This is a genomic window from Isoptericola halotolerans (assembly GCF_013149785.1).
Lineage (GTDB): Bacteria > Actinomycetota > Actinomycetes > Actinomycetales > Cellulomonadaceae > Isoptericola > Isoptericola halotolerans.
Genome location: NZ_JABEZU010000001.1, coordinates 990,372 through 1,008,180, shown reverse-complemented (window position 1 = coordinate 1,008,180; position 17,809 = coordinate 990,372). Strand labels below are relative to the sequence as shown.

Annotated in this window: 12 protein-coding genes; 2 read left to right on the top strand and 10 right to left on the bottom strand. The window is 71.0% G+C overall.

Features of this window, described 5'->3' with window-relative positions:
- Positions 1 to 146: 146 nt before the first annotated feature.
- The gene (gene arfA / locus HDG69_RS04780) at positions 147 to 1,676 is read left to right on the top strand and encodes an arabinosylfuranosidase ArfA (protein WP_171782582.1); all 1,530 of its coding nucleotides are present in this window, start codon (positions 147 to 149) and stop codon (positions 1,674 to 1,676) included.
- Between the two features lie 87 nt (positions 1,677 to 1,763).
- Here arfA and HDG69_RS19525 read toward each other — a convergent pair whose 3' ends face one another.
- Positions 1,764 to 3,191, bottom strand: coding sequence for a helix-turn-helix domain-containing protein (locus HDG69_RS19525; RefSeq protein WP_171782581.1), 1,428 nt, complete (start codon positions 3,189 to 3,191; stop codon positions 1,764 to 1,766).
- A 169-nt stretch (positions 3,192 to 3,360) separates the two neighbouring features.
- Here HDG69_RS19525 and HDG69_RS04770 point away from each other — a divergent pair, with 169 nt between their 5' ends.
- Positions 3,361 to 4,764 (top strand): carboxylesterase family protein, encoded by a 1,404-nt coding sequence (locus HDG69_RS04770; protein ID WP_171782580.1) that lies wholly within the window; start codon positions 3,361 to 3,363, stop codon positions 4,762 to 4,764.
- A gap of 82 nt (positions 4,765 to 4,846) precedes the next feature.
- Here HDG69_RS04770 and HDG69_RS04765 read toward each other — a convergent pair whose 3' ends face one another.
- From HDG69_RS04765 to HDG69_RS04725, 9 genes are all read right to left on the bottom strand, one after another.
- Positions 4,847 to 7,258 carry a family 43 glycosylhydrolase gene (locus HDG69_RS04765; RefSeq protein ID WP_171782579.1) on the bottom strand — a complete coding sequence of 804 codons (2,412 nt, stop codon included), beginning with the start codon at positions 7,256 to 7,258 and terminating at the stop codon, positions 4,847 to 4,849.
- A 517-nt stretch (positions 7,259 to 7,775) separates the two neighbouring features.
- A complete protein-coding gene (yjfF, locus tag HDG69_RS04760; protein WP_171782578.1) occupies positions 7,776 to 8,825 on the bottom strand; it encodes a galactofuranose ABC transporter, permease protein YjfF in 1,050 nt (349 codons plus the stop codon).
- A complete protein-coding gene (locus tag HDG69_RS04755; RefSeq protein WP_171782577.1) occupies positions 8,825 to 9,898 on the bottom strand; it encodes an ABC transporter permease in 1,074 nt (357 codons plus the stop codon). Before HDG69_RS04755 ends, yjfF begins: the two co-directional genes overlap by 1 nt.
- Positions 9,898 to 11,436 carry a sugar ABC transporter ATP-binding protein gene (locus tag HDG69_RS04750; protein ID WP_171782576.1) on the bottom strand — a complete coding sequence of 513 codons (1,539 nt, stop codon included), beginning with the start codon at positions 11,434 to 11,436 and terminating at the stop codon, positions 9,898 to 9,900. The genes HDG69_RS04755 and HDG69_RS04750 overlap by 1 nt, the downstream gene beginning before the upstream one ends.
- A 101-nt stretch (positions 11,437 to 11,537) precedes the next feature.
- Complete coding sequence (locus tag HDG69_RS04745; protein WP_171782575.1) at positions 11,538 to 12,557, bottom strand: substrate-binding domain-containing protein; 1,020 nt, start codon at positions 12,555 to 12,557, stop codon at positions 11,538 to 11,540.
- Positions 12,558 to 12,729: 172 nt separating this feature from the next.
- Positions 12,730 to 14,298, bottom strand: coding sequence for a sugar ABC transporter ATP-binding protein (locus tag HDG69_RS04740; protein ID WP_171782574.1), 1,569 nt, complete (start codon positions 14,296 to 14,298; stop codon positions 12,730 to 12,732).
- Entirely contained in the window at positions 14,298 to 15,317 is a 1,020-nt protein-coding gene (locus HDG69_RS04735; RefSeq protein ID WP_171782573.1) for a LacI family DNA-binding transcriptional regulator, read from the bottom strand. Before HDG69_RS04735 ends, HDG69_RS04740 begins: the two co-directional genes overlap by 1 nt.
- 187 nt (positions 15,318 to 15,504) lie before the next feature.
- Complete coding sequence (gene araA / locus HDG69_RS04730; protein WP_171782572.1) at positions 15,505 to 17,016, bottom strand: L-arabinose isomerase; 1,512 nt, start codon at positions 17,014 to 17,016, stop codon at positions 15,505 to 15,507.
- Between the two features lie 53 nt (positions 17,017 to 17,069).
- A complete protein-coding gene (locus HDG69_RS04725) occupies positions 17,070 to 17,786 on the bottom strand; it encodes an L-ribulose-5-phosphate 4-epimerase (protein ID WP_171782571.1) in 717 nt (238 codons plus the stop codon).
- Between the last annotated feature and the right edge of the window lie 23 nt (positions 17,787 to 17,809).

Sequence of the window (17,809 nt, the reverse complement as noted above, 5' to 3'; positions counted from 1 at the left end):
GCCACGCGGCACACCTCCTCGTCGTCGCACACAGCGTAGGCCACGGGCCACCGGACTGGTGCCGGACACCCGTGTCGTGATTCACTCTACATCGTTGTAACCATTGGCGGCACACCCGTCCCGTTCGTAGAGGAACACCGAGAAACATGGCTGACGCCCGCATCACCCTGCACCCCGACTTCCGCCGCGGCGCCGTGGACCGCCGCCTGTTCGGCTCCTTCGTCGAGCACCTCGGCCGCGCCGTCTACACCGGGATCTACGAACCCGGCCACGAGCAGGCCGACGAGCACGGGTTCCGCCGCGACGTCGCCGGCCTCATCCACGAGCTCGGCGTGCCGATGGTCCGCTACCCCGGCGGGAACTTCGTCTCCAACTACGTCTGGGAGGACGCCGTCGGCCCTGTCGAGGACCGCAAGCCGTTCCTCGACCTGGCCTGGCGCACCGTCGAGCCGAACCTCGTCGGCACCGACGAGTTCCTGCAGTGGGCCGAGCGCGAGGGCATCGAGCCGATGATGGCCGTCAACCTCGGCACGCGCGGGGTCGACGCCGCCGCGGCGCTCGTCGAGTACTGCAACGGCGAGGCCGGCACGCGCTGGGCAGACCTGCGCATCGCCAACGGCCGCGAGAAGCCCTACGGCGTGAAGCTCTGGTGCCTGGGCAACGAGATGGACGGCCCGTGGCAGATCGGCCACAAGGACGCGCACGAGTACGGCAAGCTGGCCGCCGAGGCCGGCAAGGCCATGAAGCTGGTCGACCCGTCGATCGAGCTCGTCGTGTGCGGGTCGAGCTCCATGCAGATGGACACCTTCGGAGCGTGGGAGCGCACCGTCCTGTCGTACACGTACGACCTGGTCGACCACATCTCCATGCACGCCTACTACGAGGAGCACGACGGCGACCGCGCCTCGTTCCTCGCCTCCGGCACCGCGATGGACCGGTTCATCGACCGCGTCGTGGCCTCCGCGGACGCCGTCGGCGCCGAGCGCCGGTCGGACAAGAAGATCACCATCTCGTTCGACGAGTGGAACGTCTGGTACCTCGAGACACGCTTCCCCGGCGAGTCGAACCTCCCGATCCAGCGCGACGCACCGCGGATCATCGAGGACGTCTACTCGGCGCTCGACGCCGTCGTCGTCGGTGACCTGATGGTGACGCTCCTCAACCACGCCGACCGCGTGCCGGTCGCCGCCCTGGCCCAGCTCGTCAACGTCATCGCTCCGATCATGACCGAGCCGGGCGGCGAGGCCTGGCGTCAGCCGACGTTCCACCCGTTCGCGACGACGGCGCGGCTCGCCCGCGGCACCGCGCTGGACGTCCGCGTGGACGCCCCGTCCTACGAGAGCAAGCGCCACGGCGCAGCCCCCACGGTCACGGCGGCGGCGACCGTCGACGACGACGGCTCGCTCGGGCTGTTCCTCACGAACCGGTCCGACCAGGTCGTCGAGGTCGACCTGGCCCACGTCGGGGCGTCGTTGTCGCTGACCGAGGGCCACCGGATGGTCGCGGACCACGAGGCCGCGGCGCACGGTCCCGAGCACGCCGCCAAGGTCGCCGACGCCTGCTGGTCGACGGTCGAGCTGACGAGCACCGTGCTCGAGGCGACCGAGGGCACGACGACCGTCCGGCTGGCCCCGGAGTCGTGGACGGCGTTCGCGGGGACGCTCGCCCGCGCCTGAGCAACCACGGATCGACCCTCCCGTCCAGAGATCGACGCCTGGTGCGTGGATCTCCGGACGGGAGGGCCGGCCTCGCGCCGGGGAGCGTCAGGCGGGCGCGAGTGCCAGCTGGTCGTCCGACTGGTCCGCGTCGGGCTTCTGGTCCTCGTAGCGCCGAAGCACCCGGCTCACCGTCGACCGGGAGGCCTGGACCTCGTCGGCGATCTCGCGCTGGTTCATCCCCTGGCGTGCCAGCTCGAGGATGCGCTGGTCGCGACCGGCGGTGGGCTCGTCGACCACGCCGTCGGCCAGGGTCTCCCCCGGCCGCTCGCCCGACGCGTCCACCTCCTCGGCCCGGGCGCTCGCGGTGACCACCGGGATCTCCGAGGTCCCGTGCAGGTTCGACCAGGTCGGCACCCGCGGCGTCGCCCCGGTGGCCGCCTGGTCACCGAGGCGGTTCAGCCCGAAGGCCTCGACCCGTCGGGTGTGCCCCGTCTCCGGGAGCGGCTCGGTCGGCTGCGGCGCCTCGCTGAGCACCTCGCCGGCCGGATCCTCGGCCGCGTCGTCGGCGCGGCCGGTGCCGTCGGTGCCCGCAGGCTCTCCGCCGAGCGCCGCACCGAACTCCTCGGCGAACGGCTCCGCACCGTCCGCAGCGACCGGCTCGGTCGCGTCCGTCTCAGGGGCCGCCTCGGCGGGGGCGGGGGCGGGGGCGGGGGCGGGCCCAGCAGCGACCGGTGGGGTGAAGGCGACGGGCTCGGCGGCGGCAAGCTCCTGGCGGCGGTCGTCACCGACCGTCACCAGGTCCTCGACGGCGAACGTCCCGCGGGCCGTGCCGCGCTTGGCCGAGCTTGCACCGATCGTGTCCAGCCGGCTGCCGTGGCGCTCTGCGGCCTCCAGGCGCTCGACCCACACCTGCATCCGGCGCTCGAAGTCCTCCACGGTCAGCAGCTTCAGGGCGCGGTCACGGGCCGCGCGCTGCCGCTCGTGCGCGGCACGGATCTTCTTCGTGCTGCGTCGGCTGCCCGAGCTGTCCAGCCGCGCGTCGCGCCACATCTCCAGTGCCGTGACGTACTGGTGCACCCGGTGCTCGCGGCGGCGCTCGTCGAGCGTGTGCCCGGTGACGAGGTGGCGCTCGCCGACCAGGGCCAGGTGCCACATCATCGCCGCCACGAGCGGCGGCACGAACCGGAAGACCACCATGTACGGGGTGCTGGCCGTCGGGACGGCGATCTCGTGGAGGGCCGCGAACACACCGGAGGTCCCGGACAGGATCCAGGTGAGTGTCAGCAGCACGCCGTACGGGCGGCCCTCGAGCGCGGCGTTGCGTGCCATGAGGGCGACCGCGATCAGGCTCACCTCGAGGAAGCCCGCGAGCGCGTAGGCCTCGAGCGGTTCCATGTTCGCGACCTCGAGGCCGAACAGGACCATTCCGCTGTAGGCCAGGGCGGTGGCGATGAAGGCCGCGATGACCACGGCCACCATCGGCAGGTGCCGACCGCGGTAGCGAGGTCTCGAGGGAGCTTCCTGCTGAGTCACGTATTCCTCCGAAATATGGTGATGGCTCCATATATCAACAGGTCCGCGCTCGGGAAGTCAACGCTCCGGGAGACATCGGGAGCCGATCGTGACCAGCGACGACGTCACCTCTGGCATACCGGCCGGTCGGTTCGCTATCGTGGTCGGACGCCGTCGAGGAGGACGTCCCATGAGCCAGAGCTCCACCACCCAGCCCGGTGCCGGACCGGTCGGCGAGGCCGTCGGTCTCGACACCCCGCTGGGATCCTTCGCCGCCCTGCGTCGCGACGGCGCCGTCCGGGTCCGCAACATCCGGTACGCCCGGGCGGACCGCTTCGCTCCTCCCGAGGCCGTGGACCCCGACCCGGGCGAGTCCGCCGCGCTCCAGCGCACGCTGTTCGCCTGCCCCCAACCTCCCAGCGCCGCCGACGAGGTCTACGGGCCGCAGCTGACCGGCGCCACGTTCACCGAGGACTGCCTGCGCCTGAGCATCACCCGTCCCGCCGACCTCACCGGCCCGGCGCCCGTGCTCGTCTGGGTGCACGGCGGCGCCTACGTCTCCGGCGCGGGCGACCTGCCGGGCTACGACCCCACCGCGCTCTGCCGGGAGCACGGCATGGTCGTCGTGAACGTCACCTACCGTCTCGGTGCGCTCGGGTTCTTCGGTTCCCCCGAGGCACCGGACGGCGGAGGCCGGCCCGGCGGACGGACGGCGAACCTCGGGCTGCTCGACATCGTCGAGGCGCTGCGCTGGGTCCACCGGCACGTCGCGGCGTTCGGCGGCGACCCCGAGCGGGTGACGGTGCTCGGCCAGTCCGCGGGAGCCGATCTGATCGCCCACGTGCTCGGCGCGGACGGCACCGAAGGGCTCGTGCAGCGGGCGATCCTCCAGTCGGCACCGTTCGGGATCCGTGGTGGCCGGACCGAGATCCACGAGCGGATGGCCGGCACGGTCGGCGACCTGGACCCGACGGGCGCCGTCGAGGACGTCCTCGACGCCCAACGCCGCGCCGCTGCCGCCGTCGCCGGCATGAACGACCGCTCCGGCATGCCCTTCGCCCCCGAGTACGGGCGGGCGCCGCTGCCCCCGGAGGACGAGCTCCGTGCCACCTGGCGGCGTCGGGCCCCCGGGACGGAGCTGTTGGTCACGTGGATGGCCCAGGACGGCAGCGCGTTCGTCCAGCTCGACCCGAAGGGCCGTGCCCTGCGGGCCAAGCCGCTGGTCGGTCCGGCGCTGTTCCGGCTCGTGTCCCGCCGGGTGACCGATGCACTGTTCCGTCGGGGCGCGAAGACCTTCGCGACGGACATGGCCGACGCCGGGGCCGCCGTCGTCTCCGCCGAGATCACGGCCCGACCCGTCGGCAACCCCCTCGGGGCGACGCACGCCGTCGAGCTCGGCCTGCTCTTCCCGCACACCGAGCGGTGGGCCGAGGCTCCCGTCGTCGGGCCTGACGGCGCGGCTCACCTCGTGGAGGCCGGCCGAGAGCTGCGAGCGGCGTGGGCCGAGTTCGCCACCACCGGACGACTCTCCACCGACCGGGTCCGCACCGGGACCGGCTGGAGCGGTGGCCTGCGCGTCGTCGCCCGCTCCTGACAGCTGCCGAACAGGAGGTTGGGCCCGCATTCCGGACGAATAGCGGGCCCAACTTCCTGCTCGGCGAGGGTCGACCGGACGATCAGCCGCAGCGCAGCGGACCGTGGTCGGCCTCGATCGTGCCGACCCGGTCACCCGTGTCGACCGTCACGGTCACGCTGCCCGCGTCGAGCGTGCGGCTGTGCGCGGCGAACGGACGCGACATCGTGCCACCCGCCTTCAGGCGCGGGTGCTTCTTGGAGCCGAACTGCGTCGACACGTCCACCGACACCGGCACGTCCTCACGGTTGGCGACGTCGACGACGAGCCGGGCGTTCACCCCGGCGCACTGCGCCGTGACGTCCACGTCGACCGCGACGTCCGGTGCCGGAGCACCCGCCTCGGTGAACTCCCACCAGTCGGCCTCGAGCAGGTCGTCGCCGGCCGGTCCCCGATAGGTGAGATACACGTCGTGGACCCCGACGGCGCCGTCGAGCGGAGCGCTGATCTCGGCCCACTCACCGACCGGACCGTCGAGCGCCAACGTCCCGGCGACGGGCCCCGTACGGCTGTCGAGCCGCACCTCGATCTCCGCACCCTCCACGAGCGGACGGACACGGGCGACGATCTCCGCCGCGCCGTCGCCGCCGAAGTCCACCGACGACAGCGCCTGCCAGTCACCGTCGTCGACGTCCCGGACGACGAGGTTCGGTGCGTCGGCACCGAACGCGGCCGACCCACCGTCGACCGCACCCGTGGCCAGACCTTGCTGCCAGGCGAAGGTCTCGGCCTCGAGGACGCGGTACGGGTCGAGGTCCTTCACCTGGTCGACACCGTCGTAGTCACCGACGACCTGCTGGATCGTCCCGTCGGCGTTGAAGGCCAGCTCCTGGATGTGCGGGCTGCGGTAGCCCTGGGTGGTGCTGCCGTTGATGCGCTTGTTCAGCGTCGGCGCGTGATAGGTGAAGTAGTGCTTCCCGTCGAGCTCGAACACGGACTGGTGGTTGTTCCCCCCGGTGCCCGCGCCGAAGAACTGCGACTGGTTCGGGAACAGCACTCCCTCGTAGGTCTCCTTCGGGAACTGTGCCGGGTGGTCCGAGACCATGTACCCGATCTGGCCGCCACCGGGGTAGCCGGGCAGCGGCGTCTGGGACCCACCGAAGTCGGGGCCACCGAAGTGCGACGAGTACGTCAGGTAGTACAGGCCGTCCCGCTCGAAGACGTGCGCCGCCTCGAACGCCACCGGGGCGTCGACCACCTCGGCCGCACCGACGGTCGAGACCATGTCGTCACCGAGCTCGATCACCCGCAGGTTCTTCGGGTTGTTGAACTTCTCCGCGTCCGGCATGGCCGCCGGCGGCGGACCGCCACCGAAGTACAGGTACGGCGTGCCGTCGGTGTCCACGAACGGCGCGGGGTCGAACGGCCACGCCACCCCGGAGACACCGGGCGTCGCGCCGTTGACCAACGTGCTGCTCCGCTCGCTGGTCCAGGGCCCGAGCGGTGACTCCCCGGTGATGACGTTGCTGGAGCCGCCCCCGTTGGCGTAGTAGAGGAAGTACTTCTCCTCGCCGTCGACGGTCTTCTTGGCCATGCCCGGTGCCCACGAGTTGTTGGTGAACGGTGCCACGCCGTCCGGTCCGGCGACGGTGACCTCGCCGTGGTCGGTCCAGTTCACGAGGTCCTCGGAGGAGATCACGGTGATCTCGTCGATGTCGCCGTAGTTGATCTGGGGCGACACTCCCGTCACCGGGTCCGGGGCATAGCCCTGGGTGTCGTTCGTCAGGTACAGGTACACGCGGCCGTCGTCCACGAACCCGAAGGCGTCCGCGCCGAACTTGTGGGAGATCAGCGGGTTGTTCTCACCGGGCACCTTGCCGAGCACCTCGATCGTGCGCGACGGTGGGGGCGGCGGCTGCGCGCCGACGACCGAGACCTCGTCGAGGACGAAGTCCATCAGGTGGGTCGCCGGGTCGGACCCGGGATCGCTGGTCCACGGCGTCTCGAAGAAGAGCCGGGCGGTCGAGACGTCCTGCGTCCCGGGGACGGTGAACGTGCCCTCGAGCGCAGCCCACTGGCCCTTGGTGGCCACCGTGTCCACCAGGTTCGTGTAGCTCGTCCCGCCGTAGTGCATGGTGGCGAAGAACTGCTTGGTGGCGGGGGCTGCCTCGTCGTCGTACCGGATCCGGGCGCTCAGGGTGTAGGTCTCCCCCGCCTGCACCTTGCCGCTCAGGTCCTGCATGGGCCCGGAGCCGGTCGTGGCCCGGTCGCTGGTGTGCACGGCGGAGCTGCCGGCGTACGCGTCGGACGTGATCGTCAGCTCGGCGGCGTCGGTCGGGTTGCCGTCGTTGGCGAACCACCCGGTGGTGCCGTCCTCGAAACCGCCGTTGACGACGAGTTCCTCGTCCGCGGCGAACGACGGCGACGTGGCGATCAGGGCGGAGAGCAGCATGGTCGCTGCCGCACCCGCCGCGGTGAGTCGGAGACCTCGTCGTCTCCGTGGGGTCTGGTCCATCTCTTCCTCCTGGTGTTGGTGTTCCTGATAGGTCTGCGGAAATCGATATCGGTCGGCGACGGCTGCCGACCAGGAGGTTGAGCCCGCTATCCACAGGGAATACGGGCCCAACTTCCTGCTCGGCGAGGGGCGGGGCACCGGGCTCCTGGTTCCGCGTCCACGACCGCGGCGTCCCAGGCCGTGACCTCAGGCGGCGCTGCCGTGTCGGCCTGCCCGAGACGTCCGTGAACCCGTTCGCTCCTCCGCTCCATGCCCCGTCGACCAGGACTGGCGGGCGATGCCAGGGCCGAGGCCACCGCCACCGGGGCTGCTCGTCGTCGTGCTCGGTACATCGCGACTGCTCCTCGCTGAGCGCGTCTCGGTGCTGCCCGGTCGGCGCCGTGCGTGCGGAGGCGGCATCGTCGCCGCCTCGCACATCTAAGGATGTGAGCGCTCACATCAAGGGGGCGAGACACCTCCGGTCCGGGTTGGGGGGGTGGGCCGGTCCGGCCCGTCGCGGACGACGGGCCGGACGGCGCTACGTCCGCCGCAGGGTGAGGACGCGCTGCAGAACCACGAAGACCAGCAGCAGCACGCCGATGACGATCTTGGTCCACCACGAGCTCAGCGTTCCCTCGAACGTGATGATCGTCTGGATGAGACCGAGCACCAGCACGCCGAGGACGGAACCCAGCACGAACCCCGTCCCGCCGGTCAGCAGCGTCCCGCCGATGACGACGGCCGCGATCGCGTCCAGCTCCATCGCCACACCGGTCAGCGAGTAGCCGGACCGGGAGTACATCGCGAAGAGCAGCCCGCCGAGCCCGGCGCAGGTGCCCGAGACCACGTAGACGAGCACCTTGGTGCGGGCGACCGGCAGCCCCATGAGCTGGGCCGACTGCTCGCCCCCGCCGATGGCGTACACCGTGCGACCGAACTGCGTGTAGTGCAGCAGGTAGAAGGCGACGGCGACCACGACCAGCGAGACCACCACGCTGGTGGTCATCCGCCACTGCCCGCCGACCCACGTGTCCCAGCCGGCGATCGCGACGAAGGTCTCGTCGGTGATGGGGATCGACTCGGGAGCGATGACGAAGCACAGCCCCCGGGCGAAGAACATCCCGGCGAGCGTCGCGATGAACGGTTGGACGTCGAAGACGTGGACCATCACGCCGATGAGGAATCCGATGATCGACCCGATCAGGACCACGGCCGGCAGGACCACCGCGGCCGGCACCCCGACGTCCAGCAGGTAGGCGGCGCTCACCGCGGACAGCGCGAGGACCGCACCGACCGACAGGTCGATACCCCCGGTGAGGATGACGAAGGTCATGCCGACCGCGAGCACGATGAGGAACGAGTTGTTGATGAAGAGGTTCGCCAGGACCTGCACGGACAGGAAGTTGTCGTAGCGGACCCCACCGATCGCGAGGATCAGGGCGAGCACCACGAACGTCCCGATGACGGGCATGTAGCGCCGGTCGACGTGCAGCCGACGCGCGATCGCTCGCACCGACGGGCCCCCCTTCCGCTCGCGGGGTGACGGGGCCGGACCGGTCGAGGACCGTTCAGGGGCGACGGCAGCCATCAGGCGGACACCTCCTCGGGACGAGCGGCCCGCTGTCGGGCTCGGGCGGCGAACGACTCCCTGATCCGCGGTGACTGCAGGAGCGTCACCGCGATGACGACCAGGGCCTTGAACAACGGCGTCACCAGCGGGGAGATCCCCACGATCGTGACGGTGAGGGTGAGGGTGGTGATGATGAGCACCCCGACGAACGTGCCGGAGAGGGAGAACTTGCCGCCCTGCAACGACGTCCCGCCGATGACGACGGCCAGGATGGCGTCGAGCTCGATGAACAGGCCGGCGTTGTTGGCGTCGGCCGCCATGACGTTGGACGCCAGGATCAGCCCTGCCAGACCCGAGAACAGGCCGGAGAGCGCGAAGACCGTCCACACGATCGTGCGAGCCTTCACCCCGGCGAGACGGCTGGCCGAGGGGTTGATGCCCACGGACTCCACCAGCATGCCCAGCGCGGTGCGGCGCGTCAGGAACGCCACCAGGAGGAAGACCCCGCCGGCGACGAGCGTCGCGACCGGCAGCCCGAGCCAGAACCCGGCACCGAGCGTCTTGAACGGCGGGCTCGTGACGGTGGTGATCTGCCCCTCGGTGATGAGCATCGCGATGCCCCGTCCCGCCGTCATGAGGATCAGCGTCGCGATGATCGGCTGGATGCCGACCACCGAGACGAGGAACCCGTTCCACACGCCGAGCACCAGGGAGACTCCCAGGGCGATGGCGATGGCCAGGAGCACCGTCGAGAGCGATCCGGGGTTGGGCGAGGTGGCGATGAAGCTGAGCGACAGGGCCCCCGAGATGGCGACGACGGCCCCCACCGACAGGTCGATGCCCCGGGTCGCGATCACCAGGGTCATGCCGAGCGCGACCAGCATCAGGGGTGCGGAGTTGCGCAGGATGTCGATCGGGGCGCCGAACAGGTGCCCGTTGAGCACCGTGACGGACAGGAAGCTGGGCCGGTAGACCGTGTTGGCCGCCAGGAGCGCGATGAGCGCCACGACCGGCCAGAACAGGGTGTGGTGGGCGATCCTGCGCAGGCCGCCCTCGGCGGCACGTGGTCGTGCCGGTGTCGTCGTCGGCATCAGTGCTTCCCTCCACTCGCGATGAGGTCGACGACGTCGTCGACCCCGACATCCTCGGTGTTGACCACCTCGGCCACCTTCTCCCGGTCGCGCATCACGGCGATCCGGTGGCTGAGCCGCAGGACCTCCTCCAGCTCCGCCGAGATGAACACGACGCCCATGCCCTGGCCGGCGAGCTCGGCGACGAGCTTCTGGATCTCCGCCTTGGCACCGACGTCGATGCCGCGCGTCGGCTCGTCCAGTATGAGCAGCTGCGGCGCCGTCGCCAGCCATCGGGCGAGCAGCACCTTCTGCTGGTTCCCGCCGGAGAGGTTGCGCAGCAGGGCCTGCGGGTTGGCCGGGCGGATGTTCAGCGCCCGGATGTACTTCGTGACGATCTCGTCGACCTGGCGGCTCGGCAGGCGACGCATCCAGCCGCGACCGGCCTGGAGGCCCAGGACGATGTTCTCGCGGACGGTGAGGTCACCCACGACGCCCTCGGCCTTGCGGTCCTCCGAGGAGAAGGCGATTCCCCGGGCGATCGCGGCCCGGGGGGTGCCCAGCCGGGCCGGGAGCCCCTTGATCTGCGTGGACCCCTCGTCGGAGCGGTCCGCACCCGCCAGCAGGCGAGCGACCTCGGTCCGTCCCGAGCCGAGCAGCCCGGCCAGGCCCACGACCTCCCCCGCGTAGACGTCCAGGTCGAACGGCTGGACGCTCCCCTTGCGCCCGAGACCCACGGCCTGCAGGAACGGGGCGTTGCCGCGCTCGATCTGCACGGCCCGGTCGGTCGTGACGTGCAGGTCCTCGAGCACCTCCATCGAGCGGCCGATCATCGTGGAGACCAGCTCGACCCGGTCCGTCTCGGCCGTGAGGTACTCCCCGATGCGCCGGCCGTTGCGCAGCACCGTCATCCGGTCGGAGATCTCGTACACCTGCTCGATGAAGTGCGAGACGAACAGGATCGCCACGCCCTCGTCGCGCAGCCTGCGCACGACGGCGAAGAGCTGGGCCACCTCGTCGGCGTCGAGGCTGGACGTGGGCTCGTCGAGGATGAGGACCTTCGCCTCGACGACCATCGCGCGACTGATCGCCACCAGCTGCTGCACCGCGATCGAGTGCGCACCGAGCGACGACGACGGGTCGATGTCGAGGCCCATGGTGGCCAGGTGGCGGGCGGCCTCCCTGCGGGTGGCACGCCAGTCGATCGCACCGAACCGCCGTGGCTCGTTGCCCAGCATGATGTTCTCGGCGACGGTGAGGTTCTCGCAGAGGTTGACCTCCTGGTACACCGTCGCGATGCCGGCGGACTGGGCCTCGCCGGGACCGGAGAACCGGTGGTGCGCACCGTCGACGCGGATCTGCCCGGCGTCGATGTCGTAGACGCCGGTGAGCGCCTTGATCAGGGTGGACTTGCCGGCGCCGTTCTCGCCCATCAGGGCGTGCACCTCGCCGGGGAGCAGGCGGAGGTCGACCTGGTCGAGCGCCTTGACGCCGGGGAACTCGATGGAGATCCCGGTCATCTCGACGACAGGCCGCTCCACCGTCTCGGAGCTCGTCATCGTTGACCTTCCGTGGAACGCGGCGAGGTGCGGTCGCACCTCGCCGCGGGTTCAGGGGGATGCCCGGCGGGCGGACCGCGTCCTGCCCGCCGGGCGACCGATCAGTACTGGCGGTCGGGCAGGGCCTCGATGGCCGCCTCCTGGTCGAAGGCGAGGTCCTCGACCACGATGCGCTTCTCCACCGGCTCGCCGGCGATGACCTTCTGGGCGATCTCGGCGAGGTCCGGACCGAGCAGCGGGTTGCACTCGACGATGTAGTTGATCTTGCCGTCGGCGAGTGCCTGCATGCCGTCCTTGACCGCGTCGATCGTGATGATCTTGATGTCCTCGCCGGGCACCATCCCGGCGGCCTCGATGGCCTCGATGGCACCCAGGCCCATGTCGTCGTTGTGGGCGAAGACGAGGTCGATGTCGTCGTACTTCTGCAGGAAGCCCTCCATCACCTGCTTGCCCTCGGTGCGGGTGAAGTTGCCCGTCTGGGAGTCGACGACCTCGATGTCGCTGCCCTCGATCGCCGCGGCGAAGCCCTCCTTGCGGTCGATGGCGGGTGCGGAGCCGGTGGTGCCCTGCAGCTCGACCATCGTGTAGCCCTCGCCGTCGTACTGCTCGACGGCCCACTCGCCGGCCATCTCGCCCTCGAGCACGAAGTCCGAGCCGATGAAGGACTCGTAGAGGCTGTCGTCCTCGGAGTCGACGGCGCGGTCGGTGAGGATGACCGGGATGCCGGCGGACTGCGCCTCCTGCAGCACCGGGTCCCAGCCGGTCTCGACGACCGGCGAGAACGCGATCACGTCGACGCCCTGGGAGATGTAGGAGCGGATCGCCTGGATCTGGTTCTCCTGCTTCTGCTGGGCGTCGGAGAAGCTGAGCGAGAAGCCGTTCTCCTCTGTCAGGGTGTCCTGGATGGACTGGGTGTTGGCGGCGCGCCAGCCGGACTCCGCGCCCACCTGGGAGAAGCCGATCGTGATGAGGTCGTCACCCTCGGACATCTCGTCCCCGCCGGCCGCGGTCTCCTCGCCCGAGCCGGACGGTGCCTGCTCGCTGCTGCAGGCCGCCAGGGTCAGCATCGCGACTGCCGAGACGGCGGCCACCGTGCCGCGCATCCACATCTTCCGTGCCATGTCCACTCCTCTTCGAGACGCCGGTCGACCGGTGAGTCCGGTCCGAGGTCAGCTTCGACCTCCGGCATGGCTTGTGTTGTGACCGCTAACATAGCGGAGATGTGACCGGTCACAAAAGGTCTCCGCGGACATTGGTACGTCACGATCGCGTAACACCCGGCGCGGGCGTCGGTCAGCCGTCGTCGCCCGGGTCGGGACCGTCCAGCTCCGCCGCGATCATCTCGACGATCGTGTCGACCGTGACCCCCGGCCCGTTGCTCAGCTCACCGATCTTCTCGCGGTCCTTGAGGACCACGATGCGGTCGCTCAGGCGGACCACCTCCTCGAGCTCGGAGGAGATGAAGACGACGGCGACCCCTTCGCCGGCGAGCTTCGCGACCCGGCGCTGGATGTCGAGCTTGGCGCCGATGTCGATCCCGCGCGTCGGCTCGTCGAGGATCAGCACATGCGGCCGCGTGGCCAGCAACCGCGCCAGCATGACCTTCTGCTGGGTCCCTCCCGACAGCTCGCCGGCCGGGCGGTCCAGGTCCTCGTGCGCCAGGTGCAGGGCATCGAGGTACGTGTCGACCACGGCGTCCTGCTCCGCCCGGGACAACGGCCGCGCCCAGCCGCGCAGCGCCTGCAGCGCCAGGACGATGTTCTCCCGCACCGTGAGACCCGCCACGATGCCCTCATGGCGGAGGTTCTCGCTCGACACGGCGATCCGGTGCCGCAGCGCGGCCGCCGGACCGCGCAGCTGCACCCGCTCGCCGTCCAGCCACAGCTCGCCGCGGTCCGCGCGCTGCACGCCGCTCATCAGCCGGGCGAGCTCCGTGCGGCCCGAACCCCGCAGGCCGGCGAACCCCACCACCTCGCCCCGGGCCAGGTCGAGGTCCGTGGGCCCGAGCATCCCCCGGCGTCCGAGGGACGTCGCCCGCAGAGCCACCCGGCTCGACTCCGCGTAGTGGTGCGAGAGCCGCTGGGAGTGCAGCGCCTGCAGCGCGTCGATGTCCTCGCCGATCATCTTGGAGATCAGCTCGGCACGATCCACCTCGGCCGTCCGGTACTCGGCCACGACGCGACCGCCCCGCAGAACCGTCATCCGGTCGCTCACCGCGAACACCTGCTCGAGGAAGTGCGAGACGAACAGGACGGCGACACCCTGGTCCCGCAGACGGCGCACGACCCGGAGCAGCCGGGTGGCCTCGGACTCGTCGAGGCTCGACGTGGGTTCGTCGAGCACCAGGACGCGCGGCTCCAGCACGATGGCGCGGGCGACGGCCACCAGCTGCTTGGTCGCCGGCGACAACGCCGCCAGCGGTGCTCTCGGGTCGACGTCCTCGATGCCGACGGTGGCGAGTGCGGCCTCGGCCTGCTTCCTGCTCCGCGCCCAGCTGATGCCGAACCGCCCCCGCACCTCGTGACCGATCATGATGTTCTCGGCCACCGAGAGGTGCGGGCTCAGGTGGGACTCCTGGAAGACGGTCGCGATGCCCTCGGCCCGGCTCCGGGCGACGCTGGTGGGCGTGCGGGGCAGCCCGTCGACCAGGACCGTGCCCGCGAGGATGGGCACCGTGCCCGTCAGCGCCCCGATGAGGGTGGACTTCCCGGCGCCGTTCTCCCCCATGAGGGCGTGCACCTCCCCGGGGCGCAGCGTGAGGTCCGCCCCGTCGAGGACCCGCACGCCCGAGTACTCCACGGTGATCCCGCGCATCTCGACGACGGGTGCGGTCACCTCCACCGGCACGTCCCGCGCGGCCATCAGTCGACCTTCCTGGGCGGTGCGCTCGACGCGCGCGCGACGATCTCGGCAGGGATGCGGGTGGCTGCCGGGATCTCGCGGTCCTCGATCGCCGCTCTCAGGACGTCGACGACGGAGACCCCGAGCGCCTCGAAGTTCTGCCGCACCGTGGTCAGCGGCGGGATCACGTGCCGCGCGAGGGGGATGTCGTCGAACCCGACGACGCTCAGGTCGTCCGGCACGGAGAACCCGCGTTCGTGCAGCCCGTGGACGAGCCCGATCGCCATGTCGTCGTTCGCGACGAACACCGCCGTGTAGGCGGGGAGCTCCCGGATGCCGCGCGCGAAGTCGTACGCGAAGTCGGCCGTCCAGTCGCCCACGACGATGGGCCGCTCGCGGATCCCCCAGGACTTCGCCCGGGCGTGGAACGCCCTCTCCCGCGTCCGGGCGTCGAGCCAGTCGAGCGGGCCGGCCAGGTGCAGGATGTCGCGGTGCCCGAGCGAGACCAGGTGGTCGACGGCGAGGGCCGTTCCCGCCTGCTGGTCGACGGTCACCGTGAGGAAGGTGGGGTCCTTCTCGGGCTTGACGACGAGCACGGGCACGCCGACGGCGATCCGGCGCAGTGCGGCGATCGACGACGACCGGGGCGCGACGACGCACAGCGCGTCGATGCCGAGGGCGAGCAGGTGGTCGACGGCCTCCTGCGGGGTGATCTCCTCACCGGCCCGCAGGAGGATCGAGCTGACCTCGTAGCCCGACGCCCGGGCGGCGGACTCGACGGCGTACAGGGTGCTGGTCGGCCCGTAGGTCACCGCGCTCTCCACGAGGACGCCGATGCGTCGGCTGCGTTGGGTGGCGAGGGCCCGGGCCGTCATGCTCGGCCGGTACCCGAGCTCGGAGATGGCCTCCTGCACGCGACGACGGGTGGTGTCGCGGATGTTCGGGTGGTCGTTGAGCACCCGGGACACCGTCATGTGCGACACGCCGGCGAGCTGTGCGACCTGCCGGATGTTCGGCTTGTCGGCACCGGGACTCGCCATGCGGGCCTCCCTCGGGTTCTGCCGGCGACCGCGCGGCTGTGCGGCGGTGCGGCGTCCACAGACTACCGCCGACGGCGAACGGCCCCCGCTGAACGCCCCCGCTGTGGGTGCACGACACGCCGTCGGACCCGATGGTCCGACGGCGTGTCGTGCACCCACAGCGGGGGCGGGTTCGGCGGGAGGGGGGTCAGAGCCCCTGAGCGACGCGGTAGTACACCTGGTTCCACCGCACCTGGTCGGCGAAGCCACGCCGGGTCGTGGACTCGTCGATGACGAGCAGCTCGGTCCCGGCGATCTGGGCGAAGACCTCGAAGGCCTCGACGCCGGCCGCGGTCGACATCACCGTGTGGTGCGCACCGCCCGCCGTCAGCCAGGCCTCGGCCGACGTCTCGAAGTCCGGGCGAGGCTTCCACACGGCCCGGGCCACCGGCAGGTTCGGCAGCTCCGCCGACGGGGGCACCACGTCGACCACGTTCGCGGTGAGGCGGAACCGGTCGCGCATGTCGGCCAGCGAGACGACGACGGCGCCGGAGGTGGTGTCGGCGTCGAAGACCATCCGCACCGGGTCCTCCTTGCCGCCGATCCCCAGCGGGTGGATCTCGATCCGCGGCGTCGACGTGGTCAACGAAGGGCAGATCTCGAGCATGTGCGCACCGAGGATGAGCTCGTTGCCCGGGGTCAGGTCGTAGGTGTAGTCCTCCATGAGGGAGGCGCCACCGGGCAGCCCCTCGCCCATCACCTTCGCGGCACGGACCAGCACGGCGGTCTTCCAGTCGCCCTCGGCGCCGAAGCCGTAGCCCTTGGCCATGAGCCGCTGCACCGCGAGACCCGGGAGCTGACGCAGCGCGCCGAGGTCCTCGAAGTTCGTGGTGAACGCCTTGGCGCCGCGCTCGGTCAGGAACGCCTCCATGGCGATCTCCTGGCGGGCGGCGTACCGCAGCGAGTCGTGCCGCTCCCCGCCGTCCCGCAGCTCCGGGGCGACGTCGTAGTGCTCGGCGTACTCGGCGACCAGCGCGTCGACGTCGGTCTCGGCGACCGCGTCGACGGCCGCGACGAGGTCGTTGACGCCCCAGGTGCGCACCGACACACCGAACTTCAGCTCGGCCTCGGTCTTGTCGCCCTCGGTGACCGCGACGTTGCGCATGTTGTCACCGAACCGCACCAGCGTGAGCTCGTGGGTGGCGGCCCAGCCGGCGGCGCCGCGGATCCACGTGCCCACCCGGCGCTGCACGGCCGGGTTCGACACGTGCCCCACCACGGTGGTCCGCGCGACGCCGAGCCGGGACAGCATGTAGCCGTACTCGCGGTCGCCGTGCGCGGCCTGGTTGAGGTTCATGAAGTCCATGTCGATGTCCGCCCACGGCAGCTCGACGTTGGCCTGCGTGTGCAGGTGCAGCAGCGGCTTGCGCAGCGCGTCCAGGCCCGCGATCCACATCTTCGCCGGGCTGAAGGTGTGCATCCACGTGATGACACCGAGAACGTTGTCGTCGCTGTTGGCGTCGAGCATCGCGCGGCGGATCGAGCCCGCGTCCTTGAGGACGGGCTTCCAGACCACCTTCGCGGGGACGTCGCCGGCGGCGTCGAGCGCGCGGGCGACCTCCTGCGACTGGCTCGCGACCTGCTCCAGCGTCTCCGGGCCGTAGAGGTCCTGGCTTCCGGTGAGGAACCAGACCTCGCGGTCACCGTAGGGCTTGCTCATGTTCTTCCTCTCGAGAGATGTGTCCGTGCCCGACGGCGGGCGGCGGGGCCGGCTCAGCGCTGGCCGTAGACGTTCTGGTAGCGGTCGTAGAGCGCGTCGACGTGCTCCTGCGCGATCGGCAGCGGCTCACCGAGCTGGCACGAGACGTGCACCGCCCGGGCGACCTCCTCGCACAGCACGGCGGCCTTGACCGCGGCCTTGGCGTCGCCCCCGATGGTGAACGGGCCGTGGTTCTGCATCAGCACGGCCTTCGAGCGCGAGCCGCGGAGCGTCTCGACGATGCCGCGGCCGATGGAGTCGTCGCCGATGATCGCGAACGGGCCCACCGGCACCGGGCCGCCGAACTCGTCGGCCATCATCGTCAGCACGCAGGGGATCTCCTCGCCGCGCGCCGCCCAGGCCGTGGCGTAGGTGGAGTGCGTGTGGACGACGCCGCCCACCTCGGGCATGTGCGCGTACACGTAGGCGTGCGCGGCGGTGTCCGACGACGGCGCACGGTCGCCCTCCACCAGGTTGCCCTCCAGGTCGCACACCACCATGGCCTCGGCGGTGATGTCGTCGTAGGAGAGGCCGGAGGGCTTGATGACCAGCAGGTCGCCCGTCCCGTCGGGCGACCGGTCGTCGCGCACCCGCTCGGAGACGTTGCCGGCGGTCCATACGACGAGCTCCCAGCGGGGCAGCTCGGCGTGCAGGTCCGCGACCTTCTGCTTCGCGGCGTCGACGGCGGCACGCAGGTGCGCCGGGACCTCGGTGATCGGTGTGTTCGTCATGTGCGGCTCCGTTCGGGACGTTC

Excerpts from the sequence above, each read along its gene's own strand:
- arfA (WP_171782582.1), top strand. The coding sequence starts at position 147 with ATGGCTGACGCCCGCATCACCCTGCACCCCGACTTCCGCCGCGGCGCC.
- HDG69_RS04770 (WP_171782580.1), top strand. The coding sequence starts at position 3,361 with ATGAGCCAGAGCTCCACCACCCAGCCCGGTGCCGGACCGGTCGGCGAG.
- HDG69_RS04765 (WP_171782579.1), bottom strand. The coding sequence starts at position 7,258 with ATGGACCAGACCCCACGGAGACGACGAGGTCTCCGACTCACCGCGGCG.
- yjfF (WP_171782578.1), bottom strand. The coding sequence starts at position 8,825 with ATGGCTGCCGTCGCCCCTGAACGGTCCTCGACCGGTCCGGCCCCGTCA.
- HDG69_RS04755 (WP_171782577.1), bottom strand. The coding sequence starts at position 9,898 with ATGCCGACGACGACACCGGCACGACCACGTGCCGCCGAGGGCGGCCTG.
- HDG69_RS04750 (WP_171782576.1), bottom strand. The coding sequence starts at position 11,436 with ATGACGAGCTCCGAGACGGTGGAGCGGCCTGTCGTCGAGATGACCGGG.
- HDG69_RS04745 (WP_171782575.1), bottom strand. The coding sequence starts at position 12,557 with ATGGCACGGAAGATGTGGATGCGCGGCACGGTGGCCGCCGTCTCGGCA.
- HDG69_RS04740 (WP_171782574.1), bottom strand. The coding sequence starts at position 14,298 with ATGGCCGCGCGGGACGTGCCGGTGGAGGTGACCGCACCCGTCGTCGAG.
- HDG69_RS04735 (WP_171782573.1), bottom strand. The coding sequence starts at position 15,317 with ATGGCGAGTCCCGGTGCCGACAAGCCGAACATCCGGCAGGTCGCACAG.
- araA (WP_171782572.1), bottom strand. The coding sequence starts at position 17,016 with ATGAGCAAGCCCTACGGTGACCGCGAGGTCTGGTTCCTCACCGGAAGC.
- HDG69_RS04725 (WP_171782571.1), bottom strand. The coding sequence starts at position 17,786 with ATGACGAACACACCGATCACCGAGGTCCCGGCGCACCTGCGTGCCGCC.